The organism is Paraburkholderia dioscoreae, assembly GCF_902459535.1.
Taxonomy (GTDB): Bacteria; Pseudomonadota; Gammaproteobacteria; order Burkholderiales; family Burkholderiaceae; genus Paraburkholderia; species Paraburkholderia dioscoreae.
In genome coordinates this window covers 2,275,116-2,292,550 of the sequence record NZ_LR699553.1, presented here as the reverse complement: position 1 = coordinate 2,292,550, position 17,435 = coordinate 2,275,116, and the positions used below count along the sequence as shown (strand labels likewise).

Below are 17,435 nucleotides of genomic sequence, written 5' to 3'. Positions count from 1 at the left end.
GGAGCGGGCCACGATGAGTACGGCGAGTACATCAGACACGACGCCAGATACGATGCCAGATACGACGGATACGGCAGACTGCGCCGCTCGCGACGCGGTCATCTGGAACGATTGGCATCCGGTGGCCGCGCTCGGTGCGCTCGGTGATTCCGATGCCACCAGCAACACGCGCCTGCTCGGTATCGACCTCGGCATCCGCGCGGCGAACGTTGCCGGCGCACAACCGTCAGCGCGCTATAGCGTGTGGCGCCACGACAATCATGCGCCATGCCGCGTGCAGGCGCGATATGGCGTGCTGTGGGTCTGCCTCGGAGAGCCGCAGCGCGACATTCTCGCGATTCCCGAAGCCGACGAAGCCGATCGCCGTCTGCTGCATGCGGGCGCATTTCGCGTGCATGTGAGCGGTTTGCGAGCGGTCGAAAACTTCCTCGACATGGGCCATTTCCCGTTCGTGCATACCGGCTATCTCGGCGTCGAACCCTATACGGAAGTCGCGCCGTACCGGATCGAGCGCGACGAACAGAATGGCGAACTGTACGCGCACGACTGCCGCTTCTATCAGCCGCGCGCGGCCATGACCGCCGGCACGGCGCTCGACGTGCATTACGTGTACCGCGTCGCGCGGCCGTATAGCGCGATTCTGTACAAGACGTGTCCGCCGCAGCCCGAGCGCTTCGACGTGATCGCGCTCTTCGTGCAACCGCTCGACGAAGACTGGTGCGTGGCGCACACGGTGATGAGCTATCTCGACGACACCAGCAGCGACGACGAACTGCGCGGTTTTCAGCAGACCATCTTCGCACAGGACATCAAGATTCTGGTCAATCAGGTGCCGAAGCGTTTGCCGCTCGGCACGGGCGACGAGCACCCGGTGCGGGCCGACGCGATGTCGGTGGCGTACCGGCGTTGGTTGTCGGCTCAACAGGTGACCTACGGGACGACTCATGGCCGATAAGCATCATGTCGTCGAGTCGGCATGGTTTGCCTTGTGCGGCGTCGACGAACTCGACGAGCGCGCTATCTATCACACCGAGCTGGCAGGTCACGAACTCGTGGTGTGGCGAGCCGAAGGCGGCGCCGTCAACGTGTGGGAAAACCGCTGCCCGCATCGCGGCGTGCGGCTCTCGCTCGGACATCATCGCGGCGACGCGTTGCAGTGTCAGTATCACGGCTGGCAGTTCGGCACGGGGAGCGGCGCGTGCCGCTTCGTGCCGGCGCATCCGCAAGCGCCGCCGCCAGCCGTGGCGGTGCAGACGTGGCCGGTGCAGGTACGGTATGGATTCGTGTGGACGTGTCTGACGTTGCCCGGCGAATTGCCCCCGTTCACGCCCATCGAGGAACTGGAGAACGAGGCTTCGCCTGGTGCCGCGCCTGCGCAACCGGTCCGTTTACGCGCCGTCGCGATCGATGCCGCGAGCGACACCGTGCAGCATGCGCTGGCCGACTACCGCTTCGACTACACGGGCTTCGACGCATGGCAAACATCGGACTGCGTCGCGTTCGAGGTCGCGCCTCACGCCGTGATGATCGAGCAACTCGACGAAGCCGCGCATCGCGTGGTATTTCTCGTGCAGCCCGCGCGCGAAGGGCGGACCTATCTGCACGGCATCGCGCTCGGACCGTTTGCCGCGAACCAGCGTCTTGCGGTGCTGCGGCATCATCAGCAACGGTTGAACGCGTTGCGCGACGCGTTGGAGCAGCAGTCCGCATATCAGGAACGCGTAAATCGCCATGACATTGCAGACATGCCGCAACCAGACGCGTGGAGTCTCGTGAGATCGACACCTGGGCAACCGGCTGTCTTGCAACAGTCGGTATCGAAACCGGTTTCCGTGCTGTCGTCCGGCTCGGGAACTGCGGTGTATTCCGGCGAACATCACGAGGCCAATCGCGCCTTTACTGTTCATCTGTCCCGCAACGGACAGACAGTGAACGTCGCTGCCGATGTCACCGTGTTGCATGCGCTGCGCGCGCACGGCGTCGAGGTGCCGAGTTCATGCGAGCAGGGCGTGTGCGGCACCTGCCGGACGCGCGTGCTGCAAGGCACGCCGTTGCACCTCGACGATTTTCTGACGCCGCCGGAGAAGGCTGCCGGTGATTGCATGATGGTGTGCGTATCGCGCGCGGTATCCAGCACGCTGACGCTCGATCTCTGAGGCCGCCATGCTCAAACTCTACGACGACGAGCTGTGCGGCGACAGCTACAAGGTCCGCCTGATGCTCGGCCTGCTCGGTGTGCCGTATCGGAGAGAGCGCATCGAGCTCTATCCGTCGCGGCAGAATCGTACTCAGGAATTTCTCGCGATGAGTCCGCTGGGTCGCCTCCCGGTGCTCGAAGCGGACGGCGCGTTGCTGCACGATGCGCACGCGATTCTCGTGTATCTCGCGCGGCGTTATGGCGATGCCGCCAGCGGGCAAGCCCACTGGTTGCCGCTCGATGACCCGCTGCAACTCGCGCGGATTCAGAACTGGCTCGGATTTGCCGCGCAGTTGAGCGCTATGGTTTTTCCGCTGCGCGACGCCGTGTTGCATGCGCAGTCCGCGCCTCGCCGCCTGCCGGACATCGGAACGAACGAATCCAGAACCTTGCTGCGCGTGCTGGATGAAACCTTATGGTTCAATGAAGCCGCGGCCACACCGTTCGTGTGCGCGACTTCAAGGCCGACCATCGCCGACATTGCGTGCTTCGTGCCGGTGGCGCTGCTCGATGAAGCGGAGATCGAATCGATCGACTATCCGGCATTCAGACGCTGGAGCAGGCGGCTCAAACGTCTTGACGGGTTCACGACGATGGCCGGTGTGTACGCCGCCGTGTAAATTGAAGCCGGCCATTGCCACGCGCATTTTTAGTGGCTTGCGTGTGCCCCGCTGCGCGCGACGATGCGGCCGTGCGACACCACGAGCTTTCTCGGCGGCCGGGCGACGAGCGCATGCGCGACCGTGTCCGCATCCACCAGCACGAGGTCGGCGCGCGCGCCCACGTGCAAGCCATAGTCGGCGAATCCGCAGGCCTGCGCGGCGGTGGTGCTCACGCAGTCGAATGCGATGGCGAGGTCGTCGTCGCGGCGCAGGCCGTAGCGCATTGCGATCAGCATTGCGCGTTCGAGCATGTCGGGCGAGCCGTATGGCGTCCATGTGTCGCGCACACCGTCGTTGCCGCCGAACAATGTCACGCCTTTTTCGAGGCAGGCCTTGAGCGGCGGCACGGTTGTCGATGGCGGCGCGGTGGTGAGCAACGCAACGCGCAGATCGGCCAGCCGTTCGAGCAAGGCGTCGCGTTCGCGCTCGGGTAATGCACCGAGACAGAACGCATGACTGACCACCACTTGCCCTTGCATGCCGAGCGCCGCAACCCGGTCGAGCAGCAGACCGAGCGTGAACGCGCCGATTTCGCCCGGCTCGTGCAGATGGATGTCGATCGGCTTCGCATGCCGTTGCGCGAGATCGAAGGTCAGATCGAGCGATGCCACCGGGTCGCCGTCGATCAACGCGGGGTCGAGCGCGCCGAGCACATCGGCGCCTGCACTCAAGGCCTCGCCGAGCAGCGCTTCGGTGCCTGGCCGGCCAAGCACACCCGATTGCGGAAACGCCACGATCTGCATGTCGAGCACGTCGCCGAGCGTTTCGCGCGTGGCAAGCACGCCTTCCAGATGACGCAACCCAGCATCGGTGTCGATATCGACGTGCGTGCGCAGGCGCGTCGTGCCCGCCTGCATGAACGCGCGGGCGAGCGCGAGCGATTGCTGTCCCGCGTCATGTCCGCTTTGCGCTCGCCAGCGCCGTTCGTTTTCGATGCGGTCGGTGAGCTTCGGGCCGACCTCGTTGCGATACCATGGCAAGCCCCAGTTGGTTTTATCCAGGTGCGTATGTCCTTCGACAAAACCCGGCAGCAGCAATGCCCCGGTGCCGTCCTCGACGGTCACGTCCGGCTGGCGCGGCAGGTCGGGACCGAGCGCGGCGATGCGGCCGGCGGCGATTGAGACGTCGACGCGCGTGCCTTCCGCCAGACGAACGTCGGTGATGAGCAGGCCGGTTATCGGAAGGTCGAAAGCGGTCGTGGACATGAAAGCAGGGCGGCTGTTATGCGAGAGATAGAGGCCGGTGGCGTGTGGCCGAAGACGTGTTCAATTGTCTGATCAATAGACGCGTTGCCGACCCGGCGGGCAATGAGAGACGGCGAGTGAATTGTACTTCGCGGGACCACGCGGGCCATTCGCGCGGTTCTGGCGTTTGCGCACTCAAGTTTGGTGAGTATCTGCCGTTGACACGAGCTAATCACATTCTGGGATCGCGCCGTGCAACTCGCCTTCAGTAACGACCGTCTGTCCAGCCGGATGCAGTTCGATCCGTCCGTCGCCGGTGAACCCGAGGTGGAATCGTCGGTCATCGAATGGCTGCTGCATGACGATCAGGTGATGCGCGAATGTTTCACCCACGCAGCGGAAATCCTCAAGAGCGTGACCGGCGCGGCGATCACGGCGATTACGCTGCTCGACGAGGAATATCAGCATTACCGCGCCGAGGTCGGCATGGCGATGCCGCTCGTTACGCGCGCCCGCTCGCTTGCCGACTATGCGGTGCGCGACGCCGAGCTGTTCGTCATCGAAGATGCGCACAGCGATACGCGCTTCGGCGAATGCATGCTGGTGCAGCGCCATCCGTTCGTGCGGCTTTATGCGGCGATCGCGCTGCGCGCGCCCAACGGCGAAATCGTCGGCGCGTTATGCGCGATGGACCCGGCGCCCGGTCGGCTCGATGCGGGACAGCGCGCGGTGTTCTATCACCTGCGTGCAATGATCGAAAACGATCTGAAGATGCGCACGGCCACCGCGATCGATCCGCTGACTCAGTTGTACAACCGCCGTTTCCTGCTGGAAAGCATCACCCGCAGATGGAAAGAGGCGCGGGAGGGCGACGTGATGGGGTCAGTCGTGGTCGACGTGGACTGGTTCAAGCAATACAACGACACCTACGGACACCAGGCGGGCGATCACTGTCTGCGCAAGGTGGCCTCGGTGATGCAGGCGGCAGCCGACGGCGAACGCGTGATCGTCGGGCGCATGGGCGGCGAGGAATTCGGCCTGCTGATGTTGCAAGCGGAACCGGCAGCACTCGAAAACACGCTCGATACGCTCCGCCAGGGCGTGGAGGATCTGGCGATCGAGCATCGCGCGTCGCCGCTCGGCACGGTAACGGTGAGCGTGGGTGCGTCGCTGACGCGCATCACCGAAACATCACGGCCAGCGTATCGCGATGGTTTCGCGAGCGCTGATCGCGCGTTGTATCGATCGAAACATGGCGGTAGGAATCAGGTGACGATGGCGTAGTCGAGCGGGCCGGCACCGACGCCCGTTCAACTCGTGATCAGCTTCAGCCCCGCCGGCAGCGACTCGCCGAACACGCGGCCTTCGTCGGCGTTATCGAGCTCCACGCTCTCGCTCACCATCGTGATCCACGCGCGCGGCGCATTGGCCGCTTCGAGCCGCCGCACCACCGTACGACGCAGGTCTTCGGGCAAGTCGCGCGAGCGGTCGCCGGTCATGCGCGCGATCTGCACGGCGGCAAAGGCGGCGGGATCGACCTTCTTCCAGTCGAGCGCGAGTATCGCGTCGAGCCACGCGCCGGCAATCTCCGGCGGCACGACACTGTGCGCGCTGCCGTAGAACGGCCGACGCGCGCCGATACGGCCGACCGCCCACCAGCTTTGATGATTTTCAGCGGGCTTCTTCAGGCGGGCCAGCACCGACTCGCCGAGTTCGATCTTGCGCTCCACAGGAATCCGTTCGAGCGATGCACTGAGGCGGACCATATCGGTGAAGCCGGTTTTCGCGACGTCGAACGGCAGCTTGTGACGCGATTGCGCAGCCTTTTGCAGATACGCCATTGCGTCGAGCACACGCAATTGCGCGCTTTCGTCGAGGCCGCCGGCGGCGCGGCGCCAGAGCGTCCACCATTCGGACCAGACCTGGCTTTCGTTGACGTACTGGATGCCGTCGTCGAATAACGACCAGAGTTGTTCGACCCGCCATTCGTCGAGCGGATAGCCGAAACCGGGCCGCACGCAATAGCCCGCGAGATTCAGCCAGAGGCGCTCGTGATCCGCCGACCGCCGCCGCCGGCGCGCGCGTTCCCGCAGCGCGCCGAACAGTTCGCGTAGCAACGCGCTGTTCCAGCTCTCCCGCGGACCCAGCAATTGTTCGAGTTGCGAGCGCAGGCGTTTGACTTCTTTCGGGCCGACGTTTTGCGAGCGCGAGCCGAAGCTGCGGTCGATATGTTCGATCGCCTCGTCGAGCGCGGGGTGGCGGGACGGCGCGGCATCGTCCGTCAGGCTCACCTGCGCGTCTTCACGGCGCAACTGGAATTCGAGCAGCCAGCGCTGCGCCGGATTGTCCCGTTCGATACAGTGGACTTCGAGCGTGCCCACCTCGGTGAGCGACGTCGCGATCTGCACCGCGGTTTCGCGCGCGGTGCTCGCGCCACGCGGCTGCACGATGGTTGCGATCGGCGGCAGGCGAACGAAGTCGCCACCGGTAAGATCGATCAATTCGCCCGGCCGATACACGGTGTCCGCGCTCGACGAGACCAGATGAAAACGCACCGGATGCCCGAGCCGCAGCGCGAAGGTGCGATCCGCGATCAGGATCTCGTGGCCTTCTTCCGTGCCGCGCGGCAGCAGGCAGATGCCGCGTTGCGCGGGCTCGGCCTTGTGCTTGCCGTCGCTGGTTTCGTCGAGCACGAGAAAGTAGCTGCGTGGCGAGCCGCCGCCGATTTTCGGCGCGTTGCCCGCGCGCGCGAGCGCATAGGCGACCGCGCCGCGTGCTACGGCCACGTCGGGGTTGTCGTTATGCAGCAGGTTGAGCGCCTGGCCGCGCCACGTGCCCAGCGTGCTCGCCAGACGCTGCGTGAGCGCTTCGGCCCGGAACACGCCGCCGTTCAGCAGCAGCGTGTCGGGCACCGGCAAGGCGTTTTCGTCGTCGGCGGCCGGCGTGCTCGACGGCGCAGCGCCCAGCGCTTTGCGTGACTGCGCCGCGAAGCGTTCGAGGAATGCCGCGATATGACGTGTGACGGCGGCGTCGGTGGCATAGGGCAGGCCGAACTCGACGATTGCGCCACGCGGCCTGCCAGGCCGTTCGTTCGATGCCACCGCCGGAAAGAAACCGTCGACGATGATCCGCTCCACTTCCTCGCGCGTGACCTGTGCCGTGCGCGCACCGCCGATCAGCTTCGAGCCGGCGCCGAGCAGCGTGACCGATGCGGAGTCGGGCGCCTGCGGACCGAGCAGAAGCTCCTTCGCATTGCGGCAACGCTCGACCAGTTGCGACAGGCTCGCCGCCGACAAGCGCGTGCGCCCGCCCGCCTGGTCGGCGCCCGGCAACCGCGCTTCCACCAGATGCGCGAGCGCCAGATCCATGTTGTCGCCACCGAGCATCAGGTGATTGCCCACACCGATTCGCGTGAGCCGAGGCTCGCCGTCGCTCAGGCCGACTTCGATCAGCGTGAGGTCGGTGGTGCCGCCGCCCACGTCGCAGATGAGAACCAAACGGGTCTCCGCGAGCTCGCTTGCAAGCCGCTCGCGATGATGAAACAGCCAGTCGTAGAATGCCGCTTGCGGCTCTTCCAGCAGCTTCAGATTGTGCAAGCCGGCCATGCGCGCGGCTTGCACGGTCAATGCGCGCGCGCCTTCGTCGAAGGAAGCCGGCACCGTGAGCACCACGTCCTGACCTTCGAGCGGCGCGTCCGGAAAACGGTGATTCCACGCGGCGCGCACGTGTGCCAGATAGCTCGCGCTGGCTTCGACCGGCGAGACTTTGAGGACGTCGTCGGCGGCGCCCCACGGCAGGATCGGCGCAACGCGGTCGACCGACGCATGCGAGAGCCAGCTCTTCGCGCTCGTCACCAGCCGCCCCGGCACCTGAGCGCCCAACAGGCGTGCGAGCCGGCCGATCACGACCGGCTGTGCTTCTTTCTTCGCTTCTTCCTTTGCTTTTGACTGCGCTCGTGACTGCGCTTTGCGCTGAGCTTCGGCTTGAGCGCCGGTCTGGTCCGCACTGGACCACGGCAATTGCAGATCGCCGGGGTTCAGTTCGCCTTGCGCCGCGTGATAGCGCACCGAGGGCAGAAGCGGCCGCGCGGCCACTTCGCCCGGACTCACCAGTTGCTCGATCTCGAAGACGCGAATGAGTTGCGACTCAATCCGCGACCCATCCGATGCTCCCATCTGCGCATAGGCGAGCACCGTGTTGCTGGTGCCGAGATCGATGCCGACGCTGTACCGCTTCATCTCAGTCATGCATTCGCGTTGCCGCGCGCGTCGAACTCGACTTTCCAGCGCTCGTCAGTCCCGCGCGGCACGGCTTCGAGTTCGAGCGTGCCGGCTTCGGTGACGCGCGCGTGCAGCTTCACCGGCACGACTTCGCCGGCGGTGCGGCCGGCGGCGGGCAGCGTGGCCTGAATCTCTTCGAGCTCCTGTAATTCATCAGCGCCCCAGAAGTCGAGCAGCGTGCCGACCTGATCCTGACGCCGTACCGACGAGCCGAAGAAGCGGAAATGCACGGGCTCGCCGACCACCAGCCCGAATTCCTGCGTGGGCAGTTCGGCTTCGGTGCCTTCTTCCATGCCGAACGGCGCCACGCATAGCGCCTGGATAGGCGGCTCGAGGCCTGGCACCGCGGGCATCGCCGATTCGATCGCGATGTAGTACGCGCGCGCCGTGCCGCCGCGAATCCGCACGCCCTGGCCGCGTCGCACGTAACCGTAGTAGGCCGCGCCGCGCGCGACGGCGAGATCCAGATCGGCGCCTTCGAGCAGCCGCGCCGGCGCCGCGCCTTCCGCAGCGAGCCAGCCGTTGAGCGTGCCCATGATGCGTTCGACCAGCAACGGCGACTTGAACACGCCGCCGTTGAACAGTACCGCCGTGGGATGCAGGAAACTGGCGTTTGGCGCCGTGGCGATGTCACGCAGCCCGTCCAGTTCGGCGAGCGCGCCCACCTGACGGCCGAGAAATGCCGCCAGGTGCCGCGTGATGCCCGCGTCCTGCGCATACGGCAGGCCGAGCTGCGTCAGACCGGCGCGCGCGCGGCTCACCGGACGCGCGGCGCTATCCACCTGCGGGAAGAAGCCTTCCAGAATCGTCTGAGTCAATTCGGCGCGCGTGAGCTCGGTGCGGATCGAGCCGCCGATCAGCTTCGAGCCGCGGCTCGGCACGACGAGCGGCACGGTATCGGTGGCCGGATCGCTGAGCAGCGTTTCCTTCGCCGAGCGGCACGCATAGGTGAGGGCGCGCAGTTGCCACGCGTCGGCCTGGGTGCCTTGCGCCGCGAGCTTGCGCGCGACCACGTGCGCGAGCGCGAGATCCATGTTGTCGCCGCCGAGCAGAATATGTTCGCCGACCGCGACGCGATGCAGTTCCAGATTGCCTTCGCGCTCGATCACGGCGATCAGCGACAGGTCGGTCGTGCCGCCGCCCACGTCCACCACGAGAATGATGTCGCCTATCTTGACCTGCTTGCGCCACTGCCCGCCGCTTTTCTGGATCCAGCTATACAGCGCGGCCTGCGGTTCTTCCAGCAGCGTCATGCTGCCGTAGCCGGCGGCCGCGGCGGCTTCGGCGGTCAGTTCGCGAGCGGCCGGATCGAACGATGCCGGGATCGTCACCGTAATGTCCTGCGCGCTGAACGGCGCGTCGGGATGCACATGATCCCAGGCTTCGCGCAAGTGGGTCAGATAACGCACCGAGCTTTCGAGAGGCGAGACGCGCGCGACTTCAGGCGGCGCGTCGTTGGGCAGAATCGCGGCGCGCCGGTCGACGCCCGGATGGCACAACCAGCTCTTCGCGCTCGACACGAGCCGGATCGGCGTGGCTGCGCCGCGGCTGCGGGCGAACTCGCCGACCGCGAATTCGCGCTGGCCGGTCCACGGCAGATAGAGGTCGCCCGACGCAAGTTCGTCGGGATGCGGCAGGTAAAGAAACGAGGGCAGCAGATCGAGATTGTCGATCGCGCCCGGACCGGTTAGCTGGGCGATCGGCAGCACGCCCTGGGTGGTCTTTTCGCCGTCGCTCGCGCTCGTGTCCACATAGGACAGCGCGCAGTGCGTGGTGCCGAGGTCGATGCCGATGGCGTAGCGCGATGCGCCTGGCTGGCGTGCGTCGCTCATAGCTCCACCTCGGCCGGTGCGATCACTTTCGCGTCGTGGCTGTCCGCGAGCTTCGGCAGACGCACTTCGTCGACTCGCCAGCCGCGATGGCTGATGCTGCCGTTAAACGGCGCGCGGCCGACCACATTGCCGGTCAGGCGAATCGAGGCCGCGTCGAAACCTTCCGCCAGCGTGATGCGGCTGCCTTCGGCTTCGTCGCGCACCGGGCGGATCGTGAAGTGCTCGCGCAGCGTTGCGCGGCAGCCGTCGTGCACGAGGCGCGCGGCCGCGCCGATGTCGGCGTCGCTGTAGCTCTTGATGTCTTCCTCGACGAAATCGATGAAACGCGCGTCGCGTTGCAGCAGGCCGAGCAGTTGCAGCGCGGCGTCGGGACTGGCTTCCTTCAGCACGGGCGCGGGCGGTGGTGCGGGTGTGGGGGCCGGCGCAGTGACCGGTGCAGGCGTGGCGCGGGCGGCAGCGCCGCCCTGACGCAGACGCAAGACCCCGGCGGCGAATTCGCCATCGCCGAGGATGCGGAAGAACGTGCTCACGGCCAGGGAAATCCTGCCGAGGAAGGATGGGTTCGAATCGGTCATAAATGCTCCTGAGGTGCTCTGTTGAAGGACGAGCTGTCCTGGCTGCGCCGTACGTGACGGGCCGCGCCGCCGCGCTGGGCTTGAGCGGGCCGTCGACGTGCGTCGTGGTGAGGCCGGTGGCATGGTTGCCGCCGGCGTCTGATCGAGCCGGGAGCGCGGCGCCATTTGCGCGCGCAAAACCCGTATTTTGCCTCGTGGCGCGCCGGACGCGGGCAAAGCCGACCATTCTAGCGGGCAATGCGGCCAGATTGGCGGGTTGTCACGGGCTGGTGGGGCTGTTGGCGGCTGTTACTCGACGGCGACGAAGTGGCTTTGGTTTGCGTGCGTAATGGTTGATTGATGGCTGCTCGATGTTCTCTACGCCGGACGGAACAGTGGGGCCACGCGGAACAGTGGAGTCCGGTTGGAGTCCGCTAGTCCGCTGGGCAGGGCACGCCGATGGCCGGCCGGCGCACGCGCGCAGTCGTCGCGCCCGTTGTGGGAGCGGGCGCGGTGCGTGCATCCGGTGAAGTGTTGAGCGCTTCGACGCCAGCGGCAATTTTCGTAGCAACCTGAGCGAGAGCGAGCCGGTGGCCGGCCACCAGCGCATCGTAGCTGCTCGCCACTGTCTCGCTGACGACGCTGCGGCAGGTCAGCACAGTTTGCGAATACAAGGGCCTTACGCTCCACACCGCATCGATCAGTGCATGCGAACCGGGCCACGACTCGAAACGCTGCACGCTCACACTGACGCGATAAACCAGCGCGCCTTCGGGATGCGGCGTGTTGAACACGTCGATGGCGTCGAGCTTCTGAGTCAGATCCAGCGACAGCGCTTGACGGATTTCGTCGGCCGGCAGCGATGCCCAGCGCGTCTGTTCGAGCACGTCGACCTGGTTCGCGCCGGTTTGCACGACGAACGCGGTGCGCGCAACCTGTGGCGGCACGTCGACGGGCGGCACTTCGATCAGCAACGGTGGCGTAGCGGCATTGTGCCCGGCTATTGGCGCGTCGCTCGAACCCAGCGTGTAGAAGCGGCTCGACGGTGACGAACAGGCGGTGAGCGCAGCCAGCCCCACGCAGGCCGCGATGCCGGCGATCGAGCGGGGCGCAACGTGGGCAACCGCGTGCGCAGCCACGCAGTCAACCACGCGCTGAACCGGGCGATCAACCGAGCGGGCGGCGGCGGAGCCGGCTGGCCGCCGCCCGCAGTCGGGCTGCGAGGTGATCATGGTTTGTCTCCGGGTTTGCCGCGCACGAGCGACTCCGGATGACGCTCCAGATAGTCGGCCAGCGCGTTCAGCGATTGCAGCGTGCGGGTCAATTCCTGCAGCGCCTCATGCACATCCGACTGCAACGGCGAATCCCTCTGTAAAGTCGCTTCCGCTGAACCGAAGGTCTGCCTTGCTGCCGCGAGCGTGTCGCGCGCCTGCGGCACGACCTCGTTGTTCAACCGATTGAACAGCGCGTCGGCGTTTTTCAGCGACGTGTTCAGGTTCGAGCCGATCTGATCGAACGGAATCCGGTCGAGCTTTTTCGCGATGTCGGCGACCTGCACTTGCAACGCGTCGAGCGTGTTCGGAATGGTCGGCAGTTCGACCGGGTCGCTGCCGACGTCGAACTTGACGGGCGCCGCTTTCGGGAAGATATCGAGCGCGATGTACAACTGGCCAGTCAACAGATTGCCGGTGCGCAACTGGCCGCGCAGGCCGCGCTCGACGAGACGCCGCAGCAGTTCGTGGCTGGCCGCGGTACGGGCCTGCGGCATCGTCGCGCTGCGGGCGCGCCGTCTGAGCCGGTCCGGGTACAGGTCGAGCGTCACCGGCATTGTGAAACTCTGCGTTTGCGGATCGTACTCGACACCGATGCCCGTCACCTGTCCCAGCGCGATGCCGCGGAAGTCGACCACCGCGCCCACCGAAAGCCCTCGCAACGACTGGTTGAAATTCATCACGGCGCGCACGGGTATGCCGTCCGGCGCACGCATGGCGTCCGTCTCGTCGGATGCCAGACGGAAGTCGGTTTTCTCCGCCGCCTGCACGCCCATTTGCTGTCCTGGCGGCGTCTGGAATGCGAGGCCGCCGACCAGAATGGCCGCGAGCGACTGCGTGTTGACGACGAAGCCGGCCGAGTCGAGCCGCACATTGACACCGCTTGCATGCCACCAGCGCGAATTGGTGCCCACGTACTGGTCGTACGGTGCGGCGACGAACACTTGCATGGTGACGCCCGTGCCGTCCTTGTCGAGAGCGATGCCGTAGACCTGACCCACCTGCACGCGCCGGTAGAAGATCGGTGAGCCGATGTCGATCGAGCCGAGCGAATCGCCATGCAAGACAAAGCGATGACCTTTCTGGTCGGCTGTGATGGGGGGCGGCGTCTCGAGCCCGACGAACTCGGTTCGAGTTTCTTTGGAGCGGCCGACGTCCACGCCGATATAAGCACCCGAGAGCAGCGTGCCGATGCCCGACACACCGGAGGCGCCCACGCGGGGACGAACCACCCAGAAGCGTGTGTCCTTGACCGCGAAGTTTTCCGCCTGCTTGGTGAGTTGCACGGCGATCTCAACGTGCGTCTGATCCTTCGACAGCGTGATCGCCTTCACCGAACCGATTTCGACATCCTTGTATTTGACCTGGGTCTTGCCGGGTTCAAGGCCTTCGGCATTGTCGAAGACGATCGTGATCGCCGGGCCGCGTTCCGTGACGGACCTGACGACAAGCGCGATGCCGATCAACGCCGCGATCAGCGGCACTAACCAGACAAGCGAGGGCAACCAGCTACGCGGCGGCGCAACGTCGGGATCAGGCAAATCAGGCGGTAAGCTGGATCCTTGCGGGCTACTCATGACTGGGCTCCGAAGCGTAACTGGATGTGTCCTGACTCTCGCTCGCCACGTGCCTGCGAATCGGGTACGGGGCGAACTGCGTCGCTGTGGTCATCCTGTGTTCACCGCGTGTCGCCCCGCGCGCATCGCTTACACCGGGCATCGCGCAAGGCGCCATACGCTGGCGGTGCCGATGGCGCGGATGCTTCGCTCAGGGCTGCACGGCCTCCCACGACGAATCCGGATCGAACGATTTGAGCCCGGCCGCGATACGCGCCGACTGCGGCCCGAGGTTCTTCTGATAAACCAGTCCGTCCTGATTGACGATGAAGCTCATCACGCCTGTCCTGCCATACTCGGCGGGCCACGCGACGAGGCCGAAACCCTTCGTCATCGTGCCCTTCTCGACGTAGTTCTGGCTCCCCCCCTTCGCATGCGGTCCTTGCGCGCTCAGGATACGGAAGTGATACCCGTGATAACCCTCCTTCGCGACGGAGCCGGTGTGCGGCATAGCCGCGGCAAGTGGGCCAAGCGGGCTTTCCGGTTCCCCCGGCGCACTCTGCCAGTACAAACCGTCGTGCTGGCCTGGTGTGCTGAGAATGCGCTGCGCGTAATGCTGGGTCAATTCCCGGTAGTCGTGTTGCGCGTCGAGATAGGCAAGCGACGTTAGCATGGCCGCGCGTTCGTTGCGGCCGATACGGCGCGTCATGATTTCGTCGCGACCGGCTGCGGGATCGAAACGCCAGCCGCCGGACGTTTGCACGAGAGGAATCGGCAAGGTCCAGCCACTGGTGCCGACCGAAAGATGCTTGCTCGCGTGACCGTTTAACGGCGCAGGGTCGTCGACGATCTGGTGTCCTGCCGCCCACGCGCCGAGAAACTCATAGATATCGTCTTCGCCGACATTTTTGGTCGGGATGAAACGGGTGAAGTCCTTGCCGAGCACATGCTGCATCGCTGCGTTGTCGTTGCTGGAAAGCGCGTCGACAAAAGCTTTGGAAGCGGCCTCGGGGGTCGGGTATACGGCTTGTGCATGCGCTGCTGACGCGCCCAGCAACAGCGCGGCAAGCCCGAGCGCGGTGCCGGCGAGGCGCGGCTTGGGAGCGCAGGCGAGGGCGTGTGCGAGCGTGTCGGCAAGACGTGCGCCGAAGGTCTGGAACGTGCGGATACGGGTCATGAGCGGCTCCTGTGAAATCGGTTCAATGTTGCCGGCCGAAATGACGCTGGCCGCCGCCGCCCGCACCCAGACCGCCGCCGCGCTGCTGTCCGCCGCCACCCGCGCCGAAGCCGCCGCCGCGTGGTTGTCCACCTCCGCCCGCGCCGAGGCCGGCGCGTTCGCCACTGCCCCCCGCTCCCAGATTGCCGCCACGTTGCTGAGCACCGCCGTTCGCGCCAGGACCGCCGCTGCGATTGTTCGCGAGTGACTGCCGGCTTGCTTGCCCGCGCTGCATGTCCTGCTTCGCGGCGCCGCCGTCACCCGCGCCGCGCAGCGCATTGTCGCGGTTCACGTTTTGCGCGTTGTTGCGAAGGTTGGCGGCATTGTTGCCGCCTTGCTGGATACCCTGTAGGCGCTGACTTGCCGTACCGCCCAGGTTCTGCCCGGTACGGTTCTGCAATGTCTGCTGCGCCTGCGCACGCGAGGCCGACATATCACGCCCGCGATACGCGTCTCGCTGCGCGCTGCCCACGTTGGCCGAGGTATTGCGATTGAAAGTCGAATTGCGATTCCAGTTCGTCGTGCTGCTGTTCACGTCGAGCCGGCGATTGACATTGATGTTGTTGTACTGATTGACGTTGATATTGACGCTGTGATTGTTCCAGTTGACATTGCTCCACAGAGAGCTGGTGATCGCGACGCCGACGCCGAACGCGAGTCCCGCAGCGAGCCCGCTGGCCACCGCATAGCCCGGTGGGGGAGGCACGTATACGGGCGGATAGGCCGGATACGGCCACGTGCCGTAGACGACCGTGGGGTTATACGTCGGCACGTACACGACCTGGGGATTCACCGGCACGATCTGAATGGTGCTCTGCTCGACGACGACTTTCTGCTGTTGGTTGGTCTGCAGGTTGCCGGCCTGCTGGGCCTGTTTGCGCAAGCGCTGCACGGAGTCCATCACGTCGTTCGGCTGTGCGAGAAAGGCATTGCCCAGTTGCGCGACCCAGTCGGGTTTCGACGCCATAGTGGCCAGCACCTGAGGGAAAGCCACCAGCGATTGCACACTCGGATCCCACGGCTCTGCCGCAACTGCCTTCACGGCGTCGTCGCCCTTGAGGTTCGGATTGGCTTTCGACCACGCTGCCGCCGCCGGCACGTCTTGCGCAAAGGTGGAGGCCATCAGCACCTGGGCGAGGAGCGCGTCCGGGTAGAGTGCGATCGGCGCGGTCAACGAGTCCAGTTGCTGATTCGAGATCTTGGCCGGCGCTTGCGCATAAGCGGCAGGCGCCGCGACTCCGAGCAGGAGCGGCGAGCCGGCCAGTACGGTCAATGCGACGAGAAAAATCCGCGATCTTCTCTGGTATGCCCTGGAGCGTTTCACGATCAAGTCTCCCCTGTTGGAAGTTGTATATAGCGCGGTGGTGCGGTGCGCGAGACGTCGACCTCGTAGCCGTGCCTTCGCGCGGTGGATTGCCTGGGCGGGTCTGATAACTGGCGTAGCCGACCGCCTCTTAAGACCTACGCAAGACCCACGCAAGACCCACGCAAGACCCACGCAAGACCCACGTAGATCGCACTTCGAATGGACTCCGAATCGTGCTGCAGGCTACGCTCACTGGTTGACAAGCTTGATGGCAAGATTAATAAACCTTTTCCCTCGAAGTGTGCAATCTTTTGCTCAAATAAATTCTTGTTGAATTTCTTTTGCTGATGGATTAGCGGCTTGACGCTTGAAGCGCTTTTTCCGACCGTCAGCCCATCTAACAATGTCCTTGCGTTTCGTGCACGGGTCTCATATGGTGATTGAATAACATTGAGATAGTCGGCGTGCTGTCCGAAGAGGTCAAGCCACACATGATTCAGCCTGCGCCCGTTTCGTTTTTTCGAGAAACGCTTTTCGAGGAAAGTTGCATGCAGCAAGCGATCGCTCTTTCTTAATTCACGCTTCATACGGGGCGTTCCGTTGTCCATTTGCGCGGACGCGCAGCCCAACCCGACTGTTCGAATCACGGCGCACGGACATCTTGTCGCATCAGTCATCTATGCGTTCAAGGTATCGTTCGAAAACTGTGCATGAAGCGACAGAATATTAGCGCGGCTCGATATCAATCGATTAATGTAAAAACACATTTACGTTAAGTGTTTTCCGAATCCTTTCAGCTAAGCTGCGGTTCCTTCTCCGTAGACCTGTAAAGCGGCGATCGGTGCGTGCGGGCACATCTGATCCGTGCACGTGCCACTCAAGCGCTCAACCCATTGAGAGACCGATATGAAACGATTCGCCGTGATGATCCTGGCCAGTGTGAGCGCGCTCGCCCTGGCGCAAAAACCGGCCGTTTATCCTGCGCATGGACAAAGCCAGCAGCAGCAGATGTCGGACGACGGCGCCTGCTACTCATGGGCGAAACAAAGCACCGGCATCGACCCGGCCGTGGTCGCGCAAACGCCTCCGCCGCCGTCGGGCCCAACCGGCGCGCGCGTCCGGGGTGCTGCACGCGGGGCCGCGGCAGGCGCGATCGTTGGTGACGTGAGTAACAACGACGCCGGACACGGTGCCGCAGTCGGCGCGACCGCGGGCGCGCTCGCCGGCGGTGTGCGCAGCCGTCAGCAACACGCTGCGCAGGCGCAAACGGCGCAGGCCAACCAGCAATCGGCAATGAGCACTTATTGGCACGCTTATGGAGCCTGCATGCAAGGTAAAGGCTATACGGTTCAGTAAGGTTCGGTAGCAGCTGGATGC

Annotated in this window: 14 protein-coding genes; 5 read left to right on the top strand and 9 right to left on the bottom strand. The window is 64.9% G+C overall.

What is annotated here, in order from left to right; all coding sequences use genetic code 11:
• Positions 1-52 precede the first annotated feature (52 nt).
• Genes PDMSB3_RS10205 through PDMSB3_RS10195 form a run of 3 tightly spaced genes read left to right on the top strand, consistent with a single transcriptional unit; the run spans position 53 to position 2,817 of the window.
• A complete protein-coding gene (locus PDMSB3_RS10205) occupies positions 53-955 on the top strand; it encodes an aromatic ring-hydroxylating oxygenase subunit alpha (protein ID WP_035518113.1) in 903 nt (300 codons plus the stop codon).
• On the top strand, positions 945-2,156 hold the full coding sequence (locus PDMSB3_RS10200) for a Rieske 2Fe-2S domain-containing protein (RefSeq protein ID WP_165186035.1): 1,212 nt from the start codon (positions 945-947) through the stop codon (positions 2,154-2,156). Before PDMSB3_RS10205 ends, PDMSB3_RS10200 begins: the two co-directional genes overlap by 11 nt.
• A gap of 7 nt (positions 2,157-2,163) precedes the next feature.
• Entirely contained in the window at positions 2,164-2,817 is a 654-nt protein-coding gene (locus tag PDMSB3_RS10195) for a glutathione S-transferase family protein (protein ID WP_007181845.1), read from the top strand.
• 29 nt (positions 2,818-2,846) lie between these two features.
• Here the strand turns inward: PDMSB3_RS10195 and PDMSB3_RS10190 are convergent, their stop codons facing one another.
• The gene (locus PDMSB3_RS10190; protein ID WP_165186032.1) at positions 2,847-4,064 is read right to left on the bottom strand and encodes an amidohydrolase family protein; all 1,218 of its coding nucleotides are present in this window, start codon (positions 4,062-4,064) and stop codon (positions 2,847-2,849) included.
• A gap of 231 nt (positions 4,065-4,295) precedes the next feature.
• Between PDMSB3_RS10190 and PDMSB3_RS10185 the strand changes: the two genes are divergently transcribed.
• A complete protein-coding gene (locus PDMSB3_RS10185; protein ID WP_007181847.1) occupies positions 4,296-5,327 on the top strand; it encodes a sensor domain-containing diguanylate cyclase in 1,032 nt (343 codons plus the stop codon).
• A 26-nt stretch (positions 5,328-5,353) separates the two neighbouring features.
• Here the strand turns inward: PDMSB3_RS10185 and PDMSB3_RS10180 are convergent, their stop codons facing one another.
• From PDMSB3_RS10180 to PDMSB3_RS10145, 8 genes are all read right to left on the bottom strand, one after another.
• Entirely contained in the window at positions 5,354-8,290 is a 2,937-nt protein-coding gene (locus PDMSB3_RS10180; RefSeq protein WP_007181848.1) for an Hsp70 family protein, read from the bottom strand.
• A complete protein-coding gene (locus PDMSB3_RS10175) occupies positions 8,287-10,155 on the bottom strand; it encodes an Hsp70 family protein (protein ID WP_165186029.1) in 1,869 nt (622 codons plus the stop codon). The genes PDMSB3_RS10180 and PDMSB3_RS10175 overlap by 4 nt, the downstream gene beginning before the upstream one ends.
• Positions 10,152-10,730, bottom strand: a complete 579-nt coding sequence (locus PDMSB3_RS10170) for a DUF2760 domain-containing protein (protein ID WP_007181850.1) — start codon at positions 10,728-10,730, stop codon at positions 10,152-10,154. The genes PDMSB3_RS10175 and PDMSB3_RS10170 overlap by 4 nt, the downstream gene beginning before the upstream one ends.
• Positions 10,731-11,143: 413 nt before the next feature.
• On the bottom strand, positions 11,144-11,941 hold the full coding sequence (locus PDMSB3_RS10165) for a PqiC family protein (RefSeq protein ID WP_007181851.1): 798 nt from the start codon (positions 11,939-11,941) through the stop codon (positions 11,144-11,146).
• Entirely contained in the window at positions 11,938-13,557 is a 1,620-nt protein-coding gene (locus tag PDMSB3_RS10160) for a PqiB family protein (protein WP_007181852.1), read from the bottom strand. The genes PDMSB3_RS10165 and PDMSB3_RS10160 overlap by 4 nt, the downstream gene beginning before the upstream one ends.
• A gap of 190 nt (positions 13,558-13,747) precedes the next feature.
• Entirely contained in the window at positions 13,748-14,713 is a 966-nt protein-coding gene (locus PDMSB3_RS10155; protein ID WP_165186027.1) for a DUF2950 domain-containing protein, read from the bottom strand.
• Between the two features lie 22 nt (positions 14,714-14,735).
• Positions 14,736-16,076: a DUF3300 domain-containing protein gene (locus PDMSB3_RS10150; protein ID WP_007181854.1), complete on the bottom strand. Its 1,341-nt coding sequence runs from the start codon at positions 16,074-16,076 to the stop codon at positions 14,736-14,738.
• A gap of 137 nt (positions 16,077-16,213) precedes the next feature.
• The gene (locus tag PDMSB3_RS10145) at positions 16,214-16,645 is read right to left on the bottom strand and encodes a hypothetical protein (protein WP_165186024.1); all 432 of its coding nucleotides are present in this window, start codon (positions 16,643-16,645) and stop codon (positions 16,214-16,216) included.
• Positions 16,646-16,964: 319 nt separating this feature from the next.
• On the opposite strand from PDMSB3_RS10145, the gene PDMSB3_RS10140 reads away from it, so the two are divergent.
• The gene (locus PDMSB3_RS10140; RefSeq protein WP_007181855.1) at positions 16,965-17,414 is read left to right on the top strand and encodes a glycine zipper domain-containing protein; all 450 of its coding nucleotides are present in this window, start codon (positions 16,965-16,967) and stop codon (positions 17,412-17,414) included.
• The last annotated feature ends 21 nt before the right edge of the window (positions 17,415-17,435 follow it).

Bases quoted from the DNA above. Each gene is read 5' to 3' on its own strand.
- PDMSB3_RS10145 (WP_165186024.1), bottom strand. From the start codon at position 16,645: ATGAAGCGTGAATTAAGAAAGAGCGATCGCTTGCTGCATGCAACTTTC.
- PDMSB3_RS10140 (WP_007181855.1), top strand. From the start codon at position 16,965: ATGAAACGATTCGCCGTGATGATCCTGGCCAGTGTGAGCGCGCTCGCC.
- PDMSB3_RS10195 (WP_007181845.1), top strand. From the start codon at position 2,164: ATGCTCAAACTCTACGACGACGAGCTGTGCGGCGACAGCTACAAGGTC.
- PDMSB3_RS10160 (WP_007181852.1), bottom strand. From the start codon at position 13,557: ATGAGTAGCCCGCAAGGATCCAGCTTACCGCCTGATTTGCCTGATCCC.
- PDMSB3_RS10155 (WP_165186027.1), bottom strand. From the start codon at position 14,713: ATGACCCGTATCCGCACGTTCCAGACCTTCGGCGCACGTCTTGCCGAC.
- PDMSB3_RS10165 (WP_007181851.1), bottom strand. From the start codon at position 11,941: ATGATCACCTCGCAGCCCGACTGCGGGCGGCGGCCAGCCGGCTCCGCC.
- PDMSB3_RS10170 (WP_007181850.1), bottom strand. From the start codon at position 10,730: ATGACCGATTCGAACCCATCCTTCCTCGGCAGGATTTCCCTGGCCGTG.
- PDMSB3_RS10190 (WP_165186032.1), bottom strand. From the start codon at position 4,064: ATGTCCACGACCGCTTTCGACCTTCCGATAACCGGCCTGCTCATCACC.
- PDMSB3_RS10175 (WP_165186029.1), bottom strand. From the start codon at position 10,155: ATGAGCGACGCACGCCAGCCAGGCGCATCGCGCTACGCCATCGGCATC.
- PDMSB3_RS10205 (WP_035518113.1), top strand. From the start codon at position 53: ATGCCAGATACGACGGATACGGCAGACTGCGCCGCTCGCGACGCGGTC.
- PDMSB3_RS10200 (WP_165186035.1), top strand. From the start codon at position 945: ATGGCCGATAAGCATCATGTCGTCGAGTCGGCATGGTTTGCCTTGTGC.
- PDMSB3_RS10180 (WP_007181848.1), bottom strand. From the start codon at position 8,290: ATGACTGAGATGAAGCGGTACAGCGTCGGCATCGATCTCGGCACCAGC.